The sequence below is a fragment of the Roseovarius nanhaiticus genome, from assembly GCF_900156535.1.
Classification (GTDB): Bacteria; Pseudomonadota; Alphaproteobacteria; order Rhodobacterales; family Rhodobacteraceae; genus Roseovarius; species Roseovarius nanhaiticus.
The window spans coordinates 1,470,842-1,488,820 of the sequence record NZ_FTNV01000001.1 but is presented as its reverse complement, the minus strand read 5'-3'; the positions used below and the strand labels follow the sequence as shown (position 1 = coordinate 1,488,820).

The following is a 17,979-nucleotide window of genomic DNA, read 5'->3' as shown; positions in this document are numbered from 1 at the left end:
CACTTCAACAAGGAGACGTTCAATGACCCTATCCACACTGACCCGCACGGCAATGGCCGCGGCCCTCACGCTGGGCGCCATGACGACCGGTGCACTCGCCGCGTCCAGCGCGGATGAGCTGCGCGCGGCGCTCGTCGGCAATACGTTCATGGGCGATATGGGCGGGGGCGGCTATGCCAGCTACTTCGCCGAAGACGGCACCTACGAGGACGCCACCGGCGGCGGCACCTACGAGATCACCGATGAGGGCGTCTGCTATCCCGGCACCGACTTCGGCTGCTATGCCGCCGAGATCGACGGCGATCAGCTGGAGTGGTTCCAGAACGGCGAGAGCGCCGGCACCGGTGTGATCAAGCAGGGCAACACGCTGGAATGATCTCCGCGTCGCGCTGACATTGCCATAGCGCCCGCCGGAGGGAATCCGGCGGGCGCAATGCGTTTCGGCAGGTGTCTCTCAGCCGCCATCGCAGATGGATTGCAGATCCTGCCACGCAGCCGCGTCCAGTATGGGCTGCGTGCCCGACTGCCCGTCCGCATGGGCCGCCGCCCGATCGGCGCGCGCGGCGCTGACCGGATGGCTCGAAAGGTATCCGGGCAGCGCGATATCGCCCTCCTCCTCGGCCAGCCCGTCAAAGAAATCCGCCATGCCCTGGCTGCTGACGCCGGCGCGGCCCAGCATGCCGAGGGCAAAGAGGTCCGCCTCGGTCTCGGCCTCGCGCGTGTAGCTGGCTTGCAGCACCTGCTCGCCGAGGAAAACGGCAGCGGCGCCCCCGGTCACGTCGCCCATCACCATCGACAAGAGGCCCGCCGAACCGGCGGCGCGCAGCGCATGGCGCGTGGCGTCGCGCGCCTCCACATGGCCGATCTCATGGGCCAGCACGGCGGCGACGGCATCGGGGCCACTCGCCTCGTCCAAGAGGCCGCGCATCAGCACCACATGCCCGCCGGGCGCGGCAAAGGCGTTGACCATCGGGTGATTGAGCACCTTGATCTGCAGATCATAGCTGAGGTCGGTCCCATCGCTCAGTCGGGCCACCATCAGATCCAGCGCATCGCGACCCGCGGGCGCATCGCAATCGAGCGCGCCCAGATCCGCAGCGCCCAGCGCCATTTCGATCTGGCTGACCACGGCGCGGCCAAACGCCACCTCGCGCTCGATCGGCAAAAGCGTGGCCAGCGTGTCGGCCATGCGCGGCAGGATCACGAAGAGCATCATCGCCACCGCCCCCACGGCCAGACCGCCACGCTTGAGGATGCGCCCGGTGGCGCGGGGGCGCCGCTCGCGCCGCATCAGGCGCGGGCATCGGGCGCGCAAGGCCGCGATCAGCTCGGGGTCCCGAATGGTCAGCCGGGCGGGTGATAGCGGCATCGCGTCGCGCGTGTTCTGAGGCTGGTAAAGCGTCAGCACCAATTGCCTTGGCACCGCCTGCCCCGGCAGCGCACGCAGCATCGGCAGCGGCCAATCCTCCCGCATGCCCTCGGCCCCACCAAGGATGGTCAGCGCGCCGCCGCCCTCGGCCAGCATCACGCGTACGTCGCGCCGCGCGGCGCTGGTGCCGTCGTAATAGCGTGCAGGAGAGGGAAGCATCAGAACGCCCCCCCGATATCCAGCGCATCGGCAAAGCCCTCGGCATCCGTATCGCCATCCGCTTCGCGCTGGCGCACATCGCCCAGCGCATCGGCCCCCGTAAGGCGGCAGCGCGCGGTCACGTGGCGCAGCACGGGCTGCGCAACGCAAGTGAGGTAGAGGGACGAGGAGATCGCCATCGCCAGAAGATAGGCCAGCACGGTCGGCACAATCAGAACCCTCAGCGAAATCACCTCCATGAAGGCCAATGCGGCAGGAATCAGGCCCAAAATTGCAAAGGCAAGGCCCGTCCCGAACGACACCAGAAGCGAGCCGCCGACGATCTGCCACAGGATGGCCCAAGTCTCGGGCGCGGCGTCAAAGCCGATGCGCCCGTCCCCCAGCGTCAGGTGCCGCGCGAGATAGGCAAAGCTGTTGACCCGGTAAGACAGAATGCCCACCAGCGCCCAGACCACGCCAAGCGCGCCCCAAAGCCCGGCCATCACATAAACCTCGGCGAAGCCGAAAATCACGGACAGCACCATCAGCCCGGCCCCGATGAAAAGATGCTTCATCGCAGGATAAAGCTCTTGCCAGCGCCCGCCCTGATGAAAGGGGGCATCACCGTACCAGCTGCGGTCCACCTTGTATTTCTCGAGGCAGAAGGTCATGCGCGGCCAGAGGAGGCCAAGGCTGAGGATCGTCACCGCCCAATGGGCCATCGCGCGCCAGACATAGCCCCAGGCGCCCGGCAGCACGCCAAAGCGCACGCCGCGCCAGCGGGTGCGCCCCATCTGGTAGCGTCGCGCGCGATATTGCGCGAAGAAGATCAGCGGCAGGACCGCGATCGACGTGATGCTGAGCGCGCCGAATTGCAAAAACGCCTGCGCCTGCGTCTCGGCCGTGCCAAAGAGGCTGAGCCCGAAATAAAAGAGGACCATCTGAACCGCGCCAAGATAGAGCGCCAAAATCACGATGGCGGCCAGAAAACCCAGGAATTTCTCAAGCCCCGTGCCGGTATATTCGAACGCGTCCCCATCGGCGGCGACGCTGGACCAGATATGGCGGCGGATCCGCGTCTTGGCCCAGAACCGATAGATGCCCAGCGTCACGGCGGTCAGCATGGCCGTGCGCACGCCCAGCCAGAAGAGGGGCGCCGCCTTGCCGTGATACTCGCCGTTCAGCGCCGTGCTCATATGTCTGCCTCATCGCGGACGCAGCCGCCCAAATCCATCCGGCGGCAGTATCGCAGCCGGACCGCACCTGTCCAGCCCGCGAAATGCCTCGGGCGTGCGGGGATTGCCCGCCGGGATTGACAGCGCGCCGCGCCGCGCGGCACCGTGGCCTAGGCGCCGCTGAAGGCGTATCCGAGAGGCAAAGGATGTTCTGATGCGAATGCGGCCCCCGATCCCGATCCTGCGCAGCTTCGACGAGGCTGCGGCGCGGGCGTTCTACGTCGATTTCCTTGGCTTCGATGTGGAGTTCGAGCACCGCTTCGACGTCGATGCCCCGCTTTACCTGTCGCTGAGGCTGGGCGATTGCGTGCTGCATGTGTCGGAGCATCATGGCGATGCCACACCCGGTGCGGCGCTGCGCATCGAGGTGGAAGATGTCGAGGCCTACTGCGCCGCGCTCAATGCCAAGCGGTATAAGTTCGCGCGCCCCGGCGTGCAGGATCAGCCTTGGGGCTTCAAGGACATGAGCATTACCGACCCCGCCGGGAACAAACTGATTTTCTGCACGCCGTCAGAGACTTAGAGCACGTACTTCAATTAAACTTGTTGTCCCTTGGGAAGCCGCGCGGCGCCATCCGACCCGAACTGGCGCGCTTGGCCGTCCATTCGTCCAGCGCCGTTTCGGTGCGGGTGCGCCCCGCCGGATCCAGCCATGTCAGACCGGCCTCCAAGACAAAGGTCGCGGCATCGCTCAGCCCGCCATCCTTGTACTTTTGCAACCTTACGCCCTTGCCCCTCCCCATTTCCGGCAGCTCGGACAGTGCAAAAATCAACACTTTGCGGTTTTCGCCCACAACGGCGACGTGATCACCCGTCACCGGCTTGCACACCATCGCGCGAGCGGGTGCGCGCACGTTCAGAACCTGCTTGCCGCTGCGCGTCTGGGCCACCACCTCGTCCTCGGGCACGACAAAGCCGTCGCCCGCCGAGGAGGCCAGGAGCAGTTTGCGGCCTGGCTGGTGGATCAGGATATCGACGATCTCGGCCTCGTTCGGCAGATCGACCATCAGGCGCAGGGGCTCGCCCATGCCGCGCCCGCCGGGCAGGTTGGCGGCCGGCACCGTGTAGAACCGCCCGTTCGAGGCAAAGACCAAGAGGCGATCCGTCGTCTCGGCATGGAAAAGGAATCGCGGCCCGTCGCCATCCTTGAATTTCAGCTCGCGGGTCAGGTCGATATGGCCGGTCATTGCCCGGATCCAGCCCATCTGGCTGCACACCACGGTGATCGGCTCGCGGTCAATCATCGCCTCCAGCGGCACATCCTCGACCTCGCCGGCCTCCGCAAATTGCGTGCGGCGCGGCCCGTGGACATAGCCCTTGCCGAAGGTCTTCTTGACCTCGCGCAGCTGGTCCGCGATGGCGTCCCATTGCAGCTCGGGCCGCTCCAGCAGATCTTCCAGCGCGGCGCGCTCTTCCATCAGGGCGCTTTGCTCTTTCAGCAGCTCGATCTCTTCGAGACGGCGCAGGCTCCGCAGGCGCATGTTCAGGATCGATTCCGCCTGCAGATCGGTCAGCCCGTCCTCGCCACCCTCGGCGGGGGGGACGTAATCGGCCTCGTTTGTCGCGCGCACGAACTCGCGGCCCCAATCCTCGCGCATCAGCGCGGCCTTGGGCGCGTCGTCATAGCGGATGATGTCGATCACGCGGTCGAGGTTCAGGAAGGCGACGATAAGCCCTTCCAGCACTTCCAGCCGGTGGTCGATCCTCTCCATCCGATAGACCGAGCGGCGCTGCAGCACCTCGCGGCGGAAGTCGAGGAAGGCGCGCAGCACCTCCTTCATCGAGCAGACTTTTGGTGTAACTCCGTCGATCAACACATTCATGTTAAGAGAGAATCTGACTTCGAGGTCGGAGTTTCGGTACATCATGCCCATCAAGACCTCGGGCGCCACATTCTTGCTGCGAGGCTCGAGGATGAGGCGGATATCGTCGGCGCTCTCGTCGCGTACGTCGCCCAGGATCGGCACTTTCTTCAGCTGGATCAGCTCGGCGATCTTCTCGATCAGGCGCGATTTCGGCACCTGATAGGGGATCTCCGTGATGACGATCTGCCACTGGCCGCGGCCCAGATCCTCGATCTCCCATTTGCAGCGCAGGCGAAAACTGCCTCGCCCGGTGCGATAGGCCTGCGCGATACTCTCGGGCGGCTCGACGATGACGCCGCCGGTCGGAAAATCGGGGCCGGGCACGTAGTTCAGCAGCGTATCGTCGCGCGCATCGGGCACCTTGATCAGATGCAGGCAGGCATCGACCAGCTCCGAGATGTTGTGCGGCGGGATATTGGTGGCCATGCCCACGGCGATGCCGCTGGACCCGTTGGCCAACAGGTTGGGATAGCTCGCAGGCAGAACGACCGGCTCGGTCAGGGTCCCGTCGTAATTGTCGCGGAAGTCGACGGCGTTCTCGCTCAGCCCGTCCAGCAGCGCCTCGGCGGCGGCGGTCATGCGTGCTTCGGTGTATCGCGCCGCGGCAGGGTTATCCCCGTCGATATTGCCGAAATTGCCCTGCCCGTCGACCAGCGGATAGCGCACCGCGAAATCCTGCGCGAGGCGGGCCATGGCATCATAAATCGCGGCATCACCGTGCGGGTGATAGTTACCCATCACATCGCCCGAAATCTTGGCCGACTTTCTGAAGCCACCGGTGGAACTTAGCCGCAGCTCGCGCATTGCATAGAGGATCCGGCGATGCACAGGCTTTAGCCCGTCCCGCGCGTCCGGCAGTGCCCGGTGCATGATCGTGCTGAGCGCGTAGGTCAGGTACCTGTCGCCGATTGCACGGCGCAGAGTTTCGGACGGCTGGGGCGCGGGCGGCGTATCGCCATCCGGCGCGCCGGGATCTTTGATGTCATCGCTCATGCTCGCGGTGATAGCCGTGGCGTGTTTGCACGTAAAGCGCATCTCGCAGCGCGGCAGGCTCTTTTCCGTTCGGACCCGTGCCGAATCGTGTAAAGTGGTAAATGCGTTATCGGCAATTGCTTGCCGATGACAAATTCGGGGGCCAAGATTGCCTTGCCCCCTGACAGGTGTCACGGCTTTGGCGCCTTTGAAATATGCAATGGGGGTTGCACGGTTATGTGGCGTTTCATCATGGTCAGTTTCGCGTTTCTCGGGCTTGCCTTCTACGAGGTCAGCGGCGGCGCCGATTATGCGCCCGCGCCCAATTCGCTGCAGGTGGCCATGGCGGACAAGCCTCTGTTCGCGCCCGCGCTTGATCTGTCAGAGTTGACACGCGTCGCGGCGGCCGAACCTGAACAAGCGCCGAAGGCATCCACCGAAGTCGTCGCCAAAGCAGAACGCGCGAAGCCCGCAACCGAAATGCGCGGCACCAAGCGCGCTGCGCCTGTGACCTTTGCGGGCCTGTCTGGCGTATCAGAGGATGAGCTGGGCGGCTTCGGCATTACCCTCGCCTCCGCCTCGCAGCCTCTCAATGGCGGCAATGCCGGCGAGATCCGTGGCCTCGAAGGGATCGGCAGCTTTGATGCCGAGACCCTTGTGGCGGACGTGCGCAACACCCCCATCGACCGCGCCGTCATTTCCACGCAGAGCGCTGCGCCGCAGCAGACCGCCACCGACATCCGCAGCATCGCAGGCGACCGCGCCAATATGCGCAGCGGCCCCGGCACGGATTTCGCGAAAGTCGATCAGCTGACGCGCGGCACGGATGTCGAAATTCTGGGCCGCCGTGGCGCTTGGGTCGAGTTGCGCGATCTGGATACCGGCCAAACCGGATGGATGGCCGACTGGCTGGTGACGGCGGCCAATTGATTTGACGTCCCCCAAGGCTAGCGCACAGCGCGCAATTCTCATCACCGGGTGTTCATCGGGTATCGGCTATGACGCGGCGCATGGGCTGAAAGCGCGTGGATGGCGCGTATTTGCTGCCTGCCGCAAGGAGGAAGACTGCGTTCGGATGCAGGCGGAAGGCTTTGAAAGCCCACGCATCGACTATGCGGACGAGGCCAGCATGGCCGCGGGTCTGACCGAAGTTCTGGACGCCACGGATGGGCGGCTGGATGCGCTGTTCAACAATGGCGCCTATGCCTGCCCCGGCCTTGTCGAGGATCTGCCCACTGGCGCCCTGCGCGAGATTTTCGAGGCCAATCTCTTTGGCTGGCACGATCTGACGCGCCGGGTGATCCCCGTCATGCGCGCCCAGAAAGCGGGACGCATTGTACAATGCTCGTCGGTTCTAGGCCTCGTTACGCTGCCGTGGCGCGGCGCCTATAACGCCACCAAGTTCGCCGTTGAAGGATTGACCGATACGATGCGGATCGAGCTTCGTGGCACGGGAATTCATGTTTCGCTGATCGAGCCCGGCCCCGTGACGTCGCGCATCCGGCAAAACTCGATCCCGCATTTCGAGCGTTGGATCGACTGGGAAAACTCTGCGCGCGAGGCTGATTATCGCGCCGGTCTGCAAAAGCGTCTCTACGCCGAAACCGGCCCCGACACGTTCGAGCTGCCGCCCGCCGCCGTTACACGCAAACTGATCCATGCGGTCGAGGCGCGGCGCCCCCGCGCCCGCTATGCCGTCACCGTGCCCACCCATGTCATGGGCGCCGCACGGCGCATTTTGCCGACCCGCGCGCTCGATTGGATTCTCTCCAAGGCTTAAGGCGCGGGCCAAGGCCTGAGATGCTGCCATTCTTTGGCCTCAGCGCATTTCCCTTTCGCCTTTGCCGCGATACGGTCTACATGCGCTCCAAACACGCTACCCGGAGGCTTTCATGCTCAAAGATCCGCTTTTCCTGCTCGTCGCCGCCGCTTGCCTGGGCGTCGCGCTTATTCTGGCGCTCGGCATCAGCACCTTTGGCAAGGAGGGCGCGGAGAACGGCAAGCGGGCGAACAAGTTCATGCGCTGGCGCATCTATGCACAGTTCGGGGCGGTCATCGTGATCCTGGCTTTCGTCACTATTCACAAGCAATTCGGAGGGCAATGACGATGGTCGTGCTGAACAAGATCTACACCCGCACCGGCGACAAGGGCGATACGGCCCTCGGCGATGGCAGCCGCGTGGCCAAGCATTCGGCGCGTGTCATGGCTTACGGCACTGTTGACGAGGTTAACGCGACGCTGGGCATGGCGCGCCTGCACGCAACGGGCGAGACGGATGACGCGTTGGCGCGCATCCAGAACGATCTGTTCGACCTTGGCGCCGACCTTTGCCGTCCCGGCATGGAAAAGGATGCCGAGGCCGAATATCCGCCGCTGCGCATGGCCCAGAGCCAGGTCGACCGGCTGGAGGCCGAGATCGACGCGATGAACGAGCAGCTCGAGCCGCTGCGCAGCTTCATCCTGCCGGGCGGATCTTCCCTCGCCGCCTACCTGCACCTGTGCCGCACGGTCAGCCGGCGCGCCGAGCGCCTGGCGACCGAGCTGGCCGAGGTGGAGCCCGTCAATGCCGCCGCCGTGATGTATCTCAACCGCCTCAGCGACTGGTTCTTCGTGGCGGGCCGCATGGCCAACAATTCCGGCAAGGATGACGTGCTCTGGGTTCCGGGCGCAAACCGCTAAGTCCAGCGGCGCGGCCGGGCTTCGCTCTGAAATCACATGTTTTCAGCGCCCGTTTTCCGCGCGGAAAACACGGCTCCGTCGCAACCGCTCTGCCCGCGCGCCGCAAGCGGGCCCGGACGCGACGATTTTGCGCTGTTTTCCCCGGCTTGGCTTCTATATCACTCCGGTGAGACTGTATGCGAGGGGCCCCGATGACGGGCCTCGCCAATCCTAGGGAGATGATGCAATGAAGGTGATCGTACCTGTCAAACGCGTGATCGACTATAACGTGAAAGTCCGCGTCAAGGCGGATGGGAGCGGCGTCGATCTGGCCAATGTTAAAATGTCGATGAACCCGTTTGACGAGATCGCCGTCGAGCAGGCGATCCGCCTGAAAGAGTCCGGCAAGGCTGACGAGGTGATCGCCGTATCGATCGGGGTCAAGCAGGCGCAGGAAACGCTTCGCACCGCGCTGGCCATGGGCGCCGACCGCGCAATCCTGGTCGTGGCGAGCGAGGATGTGAACACCGATATCGAGCCTCTGGCCGTCGCCAAGATCCTCAAGGCGATCGTCGAAGAAGAGCAGCCCGGCCTCGTCATCGCGGGCAAGCAGGCCATCGACAACGACATGAACGCCACCGGCCAGATGCTGTCGGCGCTTCTGGGCTGGTCGCAGGGCACCTTCGCCTCCGAACTGGATATCGACGGCGATCACGCTGTCGTCACGCGCGAGGTGGATGGCGGTCTCCAGACGATCAAGGTCACGATGCCGTCCATCATCACCGTCGATCTGCGCCTGAACGAGCCGCGCTACGCATCCCTTCCGAACATCATGAAGGCCAAGAAAAAGCCTTTGGATGAGAAAACCGCCGCCGATTACGGCGTCGATGTCACACCCCGCCTGCAAGTCACCGGAACGAAAGAGCCCGAGGCGCGCAAGGCTGGCGAAATTGTTGGCTCGGTCGACGAGCTGGTATCGAAACTCAAAGAAGCGGGGGCTGTGTAATGGCTGTTCTTCTCCTTGCCGAAGTGACCGATGGCGAATTGGCGATGGACGCCACCGCCAAGGCTGTGACCGCCGCCGCCCAGCTGGGCGATGTGACCGCGCTTTGCTGTGGCGCCTCTGCCGCCGCCGCGGGCGAAGCAGCATCCAAGATCAAAGGCATATCGAAAGTGCTCGTGGCTGAGGACGCATCCCTGGGCCACCGTCTGGCCGAGCCGACGGCGGCGCTTATCGTGTCACTGGCCGGTGATTACGAACACATCGTCGCACCCGCCACGACCGACGCCAAGAACGTGCTGCCGCGCGTCGCCGCGCTGTTGGACGTGATGGTGCTGTCTGACGTGTCGGGAATCGTGTCCGGTGACACGTTCGAGCGTCCGATTTACGCGGGCAACGCGATCCAGACTGTCAAATCGACCGATGGCAAGAAGGTCATCAGCTTCCGCACCTCAACCTTCGATGCCGCCGAAGAGGGTGGCAACGCACAGATCGAGACGATTTCGGCCAGCGATAACCCGGGCCTGTCGGAATGGGTCGAAGACAAGGTCGCGGCCTCTGATCGTCCCGAGCTGACCTCGGCAGGCGTTGTCGTCTCGGGCGGGCGCGGTGTCGGCAGCAAAGATGATTTTGCCATGATCGAAAAGCTGGCGGACGCGCTTGGCGCCGCCGTCGGCGCCAGCCGCGCGGCCGTCGATTCGGGCTACGCGCCCAACGACTGGCAGGTCGGCCAAACCGGCAAAGTCGTCGCGCCGGACCTTTATGTCGCCGTTGGCATCTCGGGCGCGATTCAGCATCTTGCCGGTATGAAGGACAGCAAGATTATCGTTGCAATCAACAAGGACGAAGAGGCGCCGATCTTCCAGGTTGCCGATTACGGCCTTGTCGCCGACCTTTTCGAGGCAGTTCCGGACCTGACCAACAAGCTCAGCTGAGAAACGGCACATAATCTGCGCCTGTAGAAGGCGCATGGACCGGCCCGCCCGTGGATTTCACAGGCGGGCCGTTCTCTTTTCGCATGGGCGCCTATCGCTTGCCTTGGGCCTTGATTGCATCGATCAGACGCTGCGCCACCTCGGCATGTGCCGCCGGGCCCGGCAATTCAGCCGCCGCATTCGCGTCGAATTGGGAATGCATCATCCCCTTGCTGCCCTGCCCCAATGCTTGCGCACTCAGCGTCGCATCAACAAGCTGCACGCGCGTCCCCGTGACGGCCCTCAGCATGCGGCGTGTCACGAATGCCGGATCCGCACCAATCGCGGGCTCATTCGCACAGTCCTGCGGCGGATGTGCCGACATCCACAAGAGCAGCACAGGCGCATCGATCCGGCTGAGTACCAGCTTCATTCGCGCAATCCACGCATCCTGCAATTCGCGCCTCACCACGGTAAATCGGTCCGGCGCCAGCAGTGCCAGACAGCCCAGCATATGGCGCGTGAAGTGAAACTCGGTGAAATCCACCTCGGGAAAGATGCCGCGCAAGAGCGCCGAAGCCTGCACGAACCGATCATTGCGGCGTGGATGCACCGTAAAATATCGGTTCGACATATTTTGCGCACCCAGCACCTGCAGGACCACCAGTTCGGACCGGGTCGCGGTTCTTAGAATCTCGCTATCGTGCAGCAGAACATCGAGCCCGGCATTCGGCCAGCCCAGATTGACGCAGGTCAGATCCAGTGCATCCTCCGCCAGCGCCGGAAACGGGCGCTGAATGAACCTGCCGTAAGTCTCGGTCCCGCCCAGAAAGGCGATGTAGCGCCCCTCAAGGTCGCGCGCAGGGCCGCGAAAGAGAAGTTTTGACGTGCCATACCGGCACGGCATGTAATCAAGAGGCGTCGCCTCCAGCTTTTCATAAGCCATTTTTCCCACCAAAAAGTTCACCCGAGGACGAGAATCGGCGCAATCCCTTTAGAAATGACTAAAGCGTGAATTCATTTAAACCTTTCGCGGATCGCCTCCGCTGTCCGCCCCTTGCGGCCCCCCTGCCCCAAGGCCTATTGTGACGCCGAATTCGCAAGCGGGGCACACGGGCATGGACATCCAGACAATCGGCATCGTCGGCGCAGGGCAGATGGGCAATGGCATTGCGCATGTTATGGCGGTGGCCGGATATGACGTAACGATGACCGATGTCAGCCAGGACGCGCTTGACGCTGCGATGGCCACGATGCGCCGCAATCTCGAGCGGCAGGTCAGCCGCGAAAAGATCAGCCAAGCCGATATGGACGGCGCGTTGGACCGCGTCAAAACAACACTGACCCTGACGGACCTGGGCAAGAACGACCTGATCATCGAGGCGGCGACCGAGCGCGAGACGGTCAAGCAGGCGATCTTCGAGGATCTGGTGCCGCATCTGGGACCCGATACGATTTTGACATCGAACACCTCCTCGATTTCGATCACCCGCCTCGCCAGCCGCACGGACCGGCCCGAGAAATTCATGGGGTTTCACTTCATGAACCCTGTGCCGGTGATGAGCCTGGTGGAACTGATCCGAGGAATCGCCACTGATGCACCCACCTATGACGCCTGCCTTGCCGTGGTGCAGAAACTGGGTAAGACTGCGGCTTCAGCCGAGGATTTCCCGGGTTTCATCGTCAACCGCATCCTTATGCCGATGATCAACGAGGCGGTTTATACGCTCTATGAGGGCGTCGGCAACGTCCGCTCGATCGACCAGTCGATGAAGCTGGGCGCGAACCATCCGATGGGTCCGCTGGAACTGGCCGATTTCATCGGGCTGGATACATGCCTCGCCATCATGAATGTGCTGCATGACGGGCTGGCAGACACCAAATACCGTCCCTGCCCCCTGCTGACAAAATATGTCGAGGCCGGGTGGCTGGGCCGCAAGGTGGGGCGCGGTTTTTACGACTATCGCGGCGATGAGCCGCAGCCGACACGCTAACCTCGCGCGGCGGCTTTGACCGTCCGATGAGTATTTTTGCCAAGATGAATTCGGACTTAACCGCGCATTAAGGTTAATGCGGCTAGCCTTTCTGTGCGGTACAGGCTGGAGAGCCGATGGCCGTCCAAGGTGAAGCCCCGCCGTCCCGCGCCAAAATGGGCCTGCCGAACGGCGGGGTGGACTTCGACTTTCATCTTGGCAAAAATACTCAAAATCCGGCACCGGCCACATGCGCCGCGCCGGATCATGATACCGTCAGTCTTTTTCTTCCATGCCGAAGCCGAGATGCTTGGCCACGGTAAAAATGTCTTTGTCGCCGCGCCCGCACATATTCATGATCATCAAGTGATCCTTGGGCAGATCGGGCGCGATCTTCATGACATGAGCCAAGGCATGGCTGGGCTCGAGGGCCGGAATGATCCCTTCAAGCGCGCAGCTGAACTGGAACGCTTCCAACGCCTCCTTGTCGGTGATGGAGACGTATTTCGCGCGGCCGATATCGTGGAGCCAGCTATGCTCCGGCCCAATGCCGGGATAATCGAGACCGGCAGAGATCGAATAGCCCTCGAGGATCTGACCGTCATCGTCCTGAAGCAGGTATGTCCGGTTGCCGTGCAGCACCCCCGGGCGCCCCCCTGTCAGGGACGCGCAATGCTCCATCTTGTCATTCACGCCGCGCCCGCCAGCTTCGACACCGATGATGTTCACGTCCTTGTCGTCGAGGAACGGATAGAAGAGGCCCATCGCGTTTGAGCCGCCGCCGATCGAGGCGATGATCGTGTCGGGCAGCCGCCCCTCGGCGGCGTGCATCTGTTCCTTGGCTTCTTTGCCGATGATGCTCTGGAAATCGCGGACCATCGCGGGATAGGGGTGCGGGCCGGCCACCGTGCCGATGCAATAAAACGTATCGCGTACGTTGGTCACCCAGTCGCGCAGCGCGTCGTTCATTGCATCCTTCAGCGTTCCGCGACCGGAGGTCACCGGCACCACTTCGGCCCCCAGTAGACGCATGCGAAAGACGTTGGGCTTTTGCCGCTCGACGTCATGCGCGCCCATATAGACGATGCATTTCAGGCCAAACTTGGCGCAAACGGTGGCTGTTGCCACGCCGTGCTGGCCTGCGCCCGTCTCGGCGATGATACGCGTCTTGCCCATGCGGCGGGCGAGGATGATCTGGCCCAGCACGTTGTTGATCTTGTGGGCGCCCGTATGGTTCAGCTCGTCGCGCTTGAGGTAAATCTTGGCGCCACCCAGTTTCTCGGTCATCCGCTCGGCGTAATACAGCGGGCTGGGGCGACCGACGTAGTGGGTCCAAAGGTCGTGCATTTCCGCCCAGAAACTGTCGTCGGTCTTGGCGTGCTCATACTGCTCTTCCAGCTCGAGAATGAGCGGCATCAACGTCTCGCTGACGAAACGGCCACCGAAATCTCCGAAACGGCCCTTTTCATCGGGTCCGGTCATGAAGCTGTTGAAGAGGTCGTTCATTTGGCAAGCCTTTCCTGACGCGTTGACCGATGGATATGTGAGGCGGGCCGGGTTTTCCAGCTAAATTCCGTCAGCTGCGCGCAGCTGCGGCGAAGGCGCGCATGAGGTCTGGGTTCTTGACGCCAGGCGCGCTCTCGATCCCCGAGCTGACGTCGAGCTGCTGCGCGCCCGTGCGCCGGATCGCCTCGGCGACGTTATCCGGGGTCAACCCGCCAGCCAGCATCCAGGGCCGCGTCCACCGGCGCCCGGAAATCAACGACCAGTCAAAGGCCAGTGCATTGCCGCCGGGCAAGGCCGCGCCCTTGGGCGGCTTGGCATCGATCAAAAGCTGGTCGGCGACGCCCGAATAGAGGGCGATCTGCCCGAGATCGGGCGCCTCGGCGATGCCGATCGCCTTCATCACCGGCAACCCGTACCGCGTCTTGATCTCGGTTACGCGCGCGGGCGACTCGTGACCGTGCAGTTGCAGCATATCCAGCGGGACATCCGCCATCAGCGCATCGAGCGCGGCATCACCCGCATCCACGACCAGCGCAACCTTGGCAATTCCCTCGGGCGTGGCCAACGCCATGTCGCGGGCCTCGGCCAAGGTCACATTCCGGGGCGAACGCTCGAAAAAGACAAAGCCTACGTAATGCGCCCCAGCATCCGCCGCAGCCGCCACATCTTCCGCAGTGCGCAGGCCGCACATCTTTATCCGAATGTCGCGCCCCATGGGCCTAGTTATTGCCGTCGAGCAGGGCCAGAACCTCGTCCTTGCCCTCGTGCTTTTCGGCCTTGAGGCGCTTGATCTCGGCGCGCAGGCGCTGCATTTCGCGCGCTTGGCGTGCGGCGGCGGCCCGCTCACCCGCCTCGCGGATCCATTCCCAGATGAATCCAAGCACGAGGCCCGCCAGGATGGCGCCAAAGATCACCACGAAAAGCGGCACCTCATGCGCCGGATTGAGTGCGGTGAAACCCGACAACTCGTCCGGGACCAGCCGCACGGGCACGTAGACGCGGTTCGCGAGGGCGATAAGGATCAGGGCCAGCGCGAAGATGGCGATCGAGGCATAGCGAATATAGCGCATTGATTACTTTCCGTTCAGGCGGTCCCGCAAGAGCTTGCCGGTCTTGAAGAAGGGCACGTGTTTTTCTTCGACAGGAACGGATTCGCCAGTCCGCGGGTTCCGCCCGACGCGCGCGTCGCGCTTCTTCACCGAGAATGCGCCAAAGCCGCGCAGCTCGACCCGGTTTCCCGCCGCCATTGCATCCGTGATCTCGTTGAAGACAGTATTCACGATCCGCTCCACGTCGCGCTGGTAGAGATGTGGATTGTCGTCGGCGATCTTTTGAATCAGTTCCGATCGGATCATCGGTGGCCCCCCGGTCGAATGTTATATGCCATCGCGGCTTGGTGGTGACTATAAGTCGATTGCCGGAAAACAAAAACAGAAAGCACGAATTTGCGAGCGGAATCCGTAAAATAGGCGGCTTGGCGCAGATTTGGCCGGCCGTCTTGGCATATGGCGGCGGCCCGAGCCGCTGCTGGCACGCCGCCAGTACAGGCCGGTGCCCTGCTCCGATTCGCAGTCAAAGCGCGATGATGCCGCGGCGCAGCAGGTTCAAACCCGCTAATAGAAGGATCCACAGTGTCAGCCGTTTAAAGAGCGCCTGATCGATCCGGTCCTGGATTTGAAAGCCCGTCCAGATCCCCAATAGCGCCGGAGGGACCAGCGCCAGCGACAAGGGCAATGTCTGCGCGTTCAGCACGCCCGAGGTGACATGCGCCGCCGCCAGTGCCAGCGCACCGAGGCCATACATGACGCCTTGGATGCGCACCTGCTCGCGCTTCTCTGTCTCCATCGCGGTCAGCATCGCGACGGTGATCGGCCCCCAGACGCCCGACAGCCCGCCGATAAACCCTGCAGCTGCACCCATCCCCGCCTCGACCCCGCGGCCCGGACGCGGCGGCAGGCGCAGCGGACGGCCCGCCAGCGAGGTGCCCGCATAGGCCAGCAGTGGCACCGCGATGATCAGCAAAAGTACCGAAGCCGGCAAAACCGGCACCAGTTGCGCGCTGAGAAGCAGCACCGCCCCGCCGCAGACAAGGAACAGCTTGAACCGCTTGAGAGAGTGGAGCGCCGCGCGCGGCCCCTGGCGCAGGGCCTGCCACGCATTGGTCAGAAGAGTTGGCACGATCAGACATGCCAGCGCGAGATCCGGCGCAACAAAGCTGCTGAGCCCGGACAAGAGGATGAGCGGCATCGCAAAGCCGACGACACCCTTGATGATCCCCGCGGCGAGCGCGATCACATAGGCAAAGATCCAAAGTTCGGGCGGGCCGAGAGGGGCGAAGATGTCCATAGCGCACTCCATACGCCTGATGGCGTGGCGTTGAAATGGCCTGCACAGCCCAGGTGTGCTATTTTGACGCGCAAGATTAGAACAATTTCGCATCATCTTTGGACTTATAGTTGCGCTGCACCTGCGAAGGGATTAGGACAGACGCAGATACGAAAGGATGCTGACATGGCCCATGACGGACAAATCGATCTGACGGCAGAAACCGTTCTTCTGGACGCGCTAAGCGATCTGACGCGCGCGTCTCTGGCGCCTGTAGGCACTATTCTGGCCAGCGCCAAAGAAGCCCTGCGCACGCGCGTTACCGTCGAGGGGCGCGTGTCGGGCGCTCAGGTCGATGCCCATCAGACCGCAGCGCACGGCCTGGCGTGGCTGGCCACCTACGCCGAGGCGCTGCGCCAGATGCAGGCCTGGGCCGACAGGCTGACAGCCGAGGGCCAGTTCGGCGAGGTCGAAGCGCTGATCCACCAGATCGCCTTCGGCGAATATCTCTGGCAGATTTACGGCGGCATCCCGATGAGCCAGGGCGAGATCCTTCGCCTTCAGGATATCGGCCTTAGCCAGGACCAGATGCGCGACCTGATGACGCCCGAAGTTCAGACGCTGACTCAGCACGGAAATACCCAGGCCGCGCGCACCCGCCTCGTCCAGCTGATGCAGGAACGCAGCGCCGAGATCACCGTGGGCCGCTCCGGCCTCGATGACGAGCTCGAGATGATCCGCGAGCAATTCCGCCGCTACGCGCTCGACCGGGTCGAGCCTCATGCCCATGACTGGCACCTCAAGGACGAGCTGATCCCGATGGAGATCATCGAGGAGCTGGCCGAGATGGGCGTCTTCGGTCTGACCATCCCCGAAGAATTCGGTGGGCTGGGCCTCAGCAAAGCGTCCATGGTCGTTGTCTCCGAAGAGCTGAGCCGCGGCTATATCGGCGTCGGCTCTCTCGCCACCCGCAGCGAGATCGCCGCCGAACTGATCATCTGCGGCGGCACCGACGACCAGAAGGCGCATTGGCTCCCCAAGCTCGCCAGCGCCGAAATCCTGCCGACGGCGGTCTTTACCGAGCCGAACACCGGCTCGGACCTCGGCAGCCTGCGCACCCGCGCGGCAAAGGACGGCGATGATTACCGCGTCACCGGCAGCAAGACATGGATCACCCATGCCGCCCGCACGCATATGATGACCCTTCTGGCGCGCACGGACCCGGACAGCACCGATCACAAGGGCCTGTCGATGTTCCTGGCCGAGAAAACCCCCGGCACGGACGAGGCGCCCTTCCCCACCGAGGGCATGTCCGGTGGCGAGATCGAAGTGCTGGGCTATCGCGGCATGAAGGAATACGAGATCGCCTTTGATGGCTTCCACATCAAGGGCGAGAACCTTTTGGGCGGCGAAGAAGGCAAAGGTTTCAAGCAGTTGATGGAGACGTTCGAGAGCGCCCGCATCCAGACGGCGGCTCGCGCCGTCGGCGTCGCGCAATCGGCGCTCGACGTGTCGATGCAATACGCCCAAGACCGCAAACAGTTCGGCGGTCCGCTGATCGCCTTTCCCCGCGTGTCGGGCAAGCTGGCCATGATGGCGGTCGAAATCATGGTCGCGCGCCAGCTCACCTATTTCTCGGCTTGGGAAAAGGATCAGGGGCGCCGCTGCGATCTCGAGGCGGGCATGGCCAAGCTCTTGGGCGCCCGCGTCGCCTGGGCCGCTGCCGACAATGGCCTTCAAATCCACGGTGGCAATGGCTTCGCGCTCGAATACAAGATCAGCCGCATTCTGTGCGACGCGCGCATCCTCAACATCTTCGAGGGCGCCGCCGAGATCCAGGCGCAGGTCATCGCCCGCCGCCTCCTCAGCCAGAGCAACTAAATCAGATACGGCGCCCCCTAATCAGGGGCGCCGTGCTGCAACTTCATCTTGGCAAAAATACTCATGCCCGGCCCGCAAACCG

19 protein-coding genes are annotated in these 17,979 nt (G+C 63.4%); 10 read left to right on the top strand and 9 right to left on the bottom strand.

The annotated features are described in order from the left end of the window. Window positions 1-22 precede the first annotated feature (22 nt). Window positions 23-376, top strand: coding sequence for a hypothetical protein (locus BW975_RS07165; RefSeq protein ID WP_076532245.1), 354 nt, complete (start codon window positions 23-25; stop codon window positions 374-376). Window positions 377-454: 78 nt separating this feature from the next. Here BW975_RS07165 and BW975_RS07160 read toward each other — a convergent pair whose 3' ends face one another. Together BW975_RS07160 and BW975_RS07155 are read right to left on the bottom strand one after the other, a co-directional pair. Continuing rightward, window positions 455-1,588, bottom strand: coding sequence for a M48 family metallopeptidase (locus BW975_RS07160; RefSeq protein WP_076532243.1), 1,134 nt, complete (start codon window positions 1,586-1,588; stop codon window positions 455-457). Beyond that, window positions 1,588-2,763 (bottom strand): DUF898 family protein, encoded by a 1,176-nt coding sequence (locus tag BW975_RS07155; RefSeq protein WP_076532241.1) that lies wholly within the window; start codon window positions 2,761-2,763, stop codon window positions 1,588-1,590. Before BW975_RS07155 ends, BW975_RS07160 begins: the two co-directional genes overlap by 1 nt. A 193-nt stretch (window positions 2,764-2,956) precedes the next feature. Between BW975_RS07155 and BW975_RS07150 the strand changes: the two genes are divergently transcribed. After that, window positions 2,957-3,325: a glyoxalase superfamily protein gene (locus BW975_RS07150; protein ID WP_076532239.1), complete on the top strand. Its 369-nt coding sequence runs from the start codon at window positions 2,957-2,959 to the stop codon at window positions 3,323-3,325. 10 nt (window positions 3,326-3,335) lie between these two features. On the opposite strand, the gene BW975_RS07145 is transcribed toward BW975_RS07150, so the two are convergent. Further along, complete coding sequence (locus BW975_RS07145; protein WP_076533493.1) at window positions 3,336-5,660, bottom strand: DNA topoisomerase IV subunit A; 2,325 nt, start codon at window positions 5,658-5,660, stop codon at window positions 3,336-3,338. A 216-nt stretch (window positions 5,661-5,876) separates the two neighbouring features. On the opposite strand from BW975_RS07145, the gene BW975_RS07140 reads away from it, so the two are divergent. The 6 genes from BW975_RS07140 to BW975_RS07115 all read left to right on the top strand — a co-directional run bounded on the left by BW975_RS07140 (window position 5,877) and on the right by BW975_RS07115 (window position 10,233). Next, complete coding sequence (locus BW975_RS07140; protein WP_076532237.1) at window positions 5,877-6,569, top strand: SH3 domain-containing protein; 693 nt, start codon at window positions 5,877-5,879, stop codon at window positions 6,567-6,569. A gap of 1 nt (window position 6,570) precedes the next feature. Beyond that, entirely contained in the window at window positions 6,571-7,419 is an 849-nt protein-coding gene (locus BW975_RS07135) for an SDR family oxidoreductase (protein WP_076532235.1), read from the top strand. 112 nt (window positions 7,420-7,531) lie between these two features. Next, window positions 7,532-7,744, top strand: coding sequence for a twin transmembrane helix small protein (locus BW975_RS07130; protein WP_076532233.1), 213 nt, complete (start codon window positions 7,532-7,534; stop codon window positions 7,742-7,744). Between the two features lie 2 nt (window positions 7,745-7,746). Beyond that, on the top strand, window positions 7,747-8,319 hold the full coding sequence (locus BW975_RS07125) for a cob(I)yrinic acid a,c-diamide adenosyltransferase (protein ID WP_076532231.1): 573 nt from the start codon (window positions 7,747-7,749) through the stop codon (window positions 8,317-8,319). Between the two features lie 226 nt (window positions 8,320-8,545). Then, window positions 8,546-9,304, top strand: a complete 759-nt coding sequence (locus BW975_RS07120; RefSeq protein WP_076532229.1) for an electron transfer flavoprotein subunit beta/FixA family protein — start codon at window positions 8,546-8,548, stop codon at window positions 9,302-9,304. Further along, the gene (locus BW975_RS07115) at window positions 9,304-10,233 is read left to right on the top strand and encodes an electron transfer flavoprotein subunit alpha/FixB family protein (protein WP_076532227.1); all 930 of its coding nucleotides are present in this window, start codon (window positions 9,304-9,306) and stop codon (window positions 10,231-10,233) included. Before BW975_RS07120 ends, BW975_RS07115 begins: the two co-directional genes overlap by 1 nt. Window positions 10,234-10,324: 91 nt before the next feature. Here the strand turns inward: BW975_RS07115 and BW975_RS07110 are convergent, their stop codons facing one another. Beyond that, a complete protein-coding gene (locus BW975_RS07110; protein WP_076533491.1) occupies window positions 10,325-11,158 on the bottom strand; it encodes a DUF6473 family protein in 834 nt (277 codons plus the stop codon). Window positions 11,159-11,330: 172 nt separating this feature from the next. Here BW975_RS07110 and BW975_RS07105 point away from each other — a divergent pair, with 172 nt between their 5' ends. Then, window positions 11,331-12,206 carry a 3-hydroxybutyryl-CoA dehydrogenase gene (locus BW975_RS07105; protein ID WP_076532225.1) on the top strand — a complete coding sequence of 292 codons (876 nt, stop codon included), beginning with the start codon at window positions 11,331-11,333 and terminating at the stop codon, window positions 12,204-12,206. 255 nt (window positions 12,207-12,461) lie between these two features. Here the strand turns inward: BW975_RS07105 and trpB are convergent, their stop codons facing one another. From trpB to BW975_RS07080, 5 genes are all read right to left on the bottom strand, one after another. Beyond that, window positions 12,462-13,691, bottom strand: a complete 1,230-nt coding sequence (gene trpB / locus BW975_RS07100) for a tryptophan synthase subunit beta (RefSeq protein ID WP_076532223.1) — start codon at window positions 13,689-13,691, stop codon at window positions 12,462-12,464. A 70-nt stretch (window positions 13,692-13,761) separates the two neighbouring features. Further along, window positions 13,762-14,406 carry a phosphoribosylanthranilate isomerase gene (locus tag BW975_RS07095; RefSeq protein ID WP_076532221.1) on the bottom strand — a complete coding sequence of 215 codons (645 nt, stop codon included), beginning with the start codon at window positions 14,404-14,406 and terminating at the stop codon, window positions 13,762-13,764. A 4-nt stretch (window positions 14,407-14,410) separates the two neighbouring features. Next, window positions 14,411-14,761 carry a LapA family protein gene (locus tag BW975_RS07090; protein ID WP_076532219.1) on the bottom strand — a complete coding sequence of 117 codons (351 nt, stop codon included), beginning with the start codon at window positions 14,759-14,761 and terminating at the stop codon, window positions 14,411-14,413. 3 nt (window positions 14,762-14,764) lie between these two features. Then, window positions 14,765-15,046 (bottom strand): integration host factor subunit beta, encoded by a 282-nt coding sequence (gene ihfB / locus BW975_RS07085; RefSeq protein WP_076532216.1) that lies wholly within the window; start codon window positions 15,044-15,046, stop codon window positions 14,765-14,767. Window positions 15,047-15,263: 217 nt separating this feature from the next. After that, window positions 15,264-16,037, bottom strand: coding sequence for a sulfite exporter TauE/SafE family protein (locus BW975_RS07080; protein ID WP_076532215.1), 774 nt, complete (start codon window positions 16,035-16,037; stop codon window positions 15,264-15,266). Window positions 16,038-16,202: 165 nt separating this feature from the next. Here BW975_RS07080 and BW975_RS07075 point away from each other — a divergent pair, with 165 nt between their 5' ends. After that, complete coding sequence (locus BW975_RS07075) at window positions 16,203-17,897, top strand: acyl-CoA dehydrogenase family protein (protein WP_076532214.1); 1,695 nt, start codon at window positions 16,203-16,205, stop codon at window positions 17,895-17,897. Window positions 17,898-17,979: the final 82 nt, after the last annotated feature.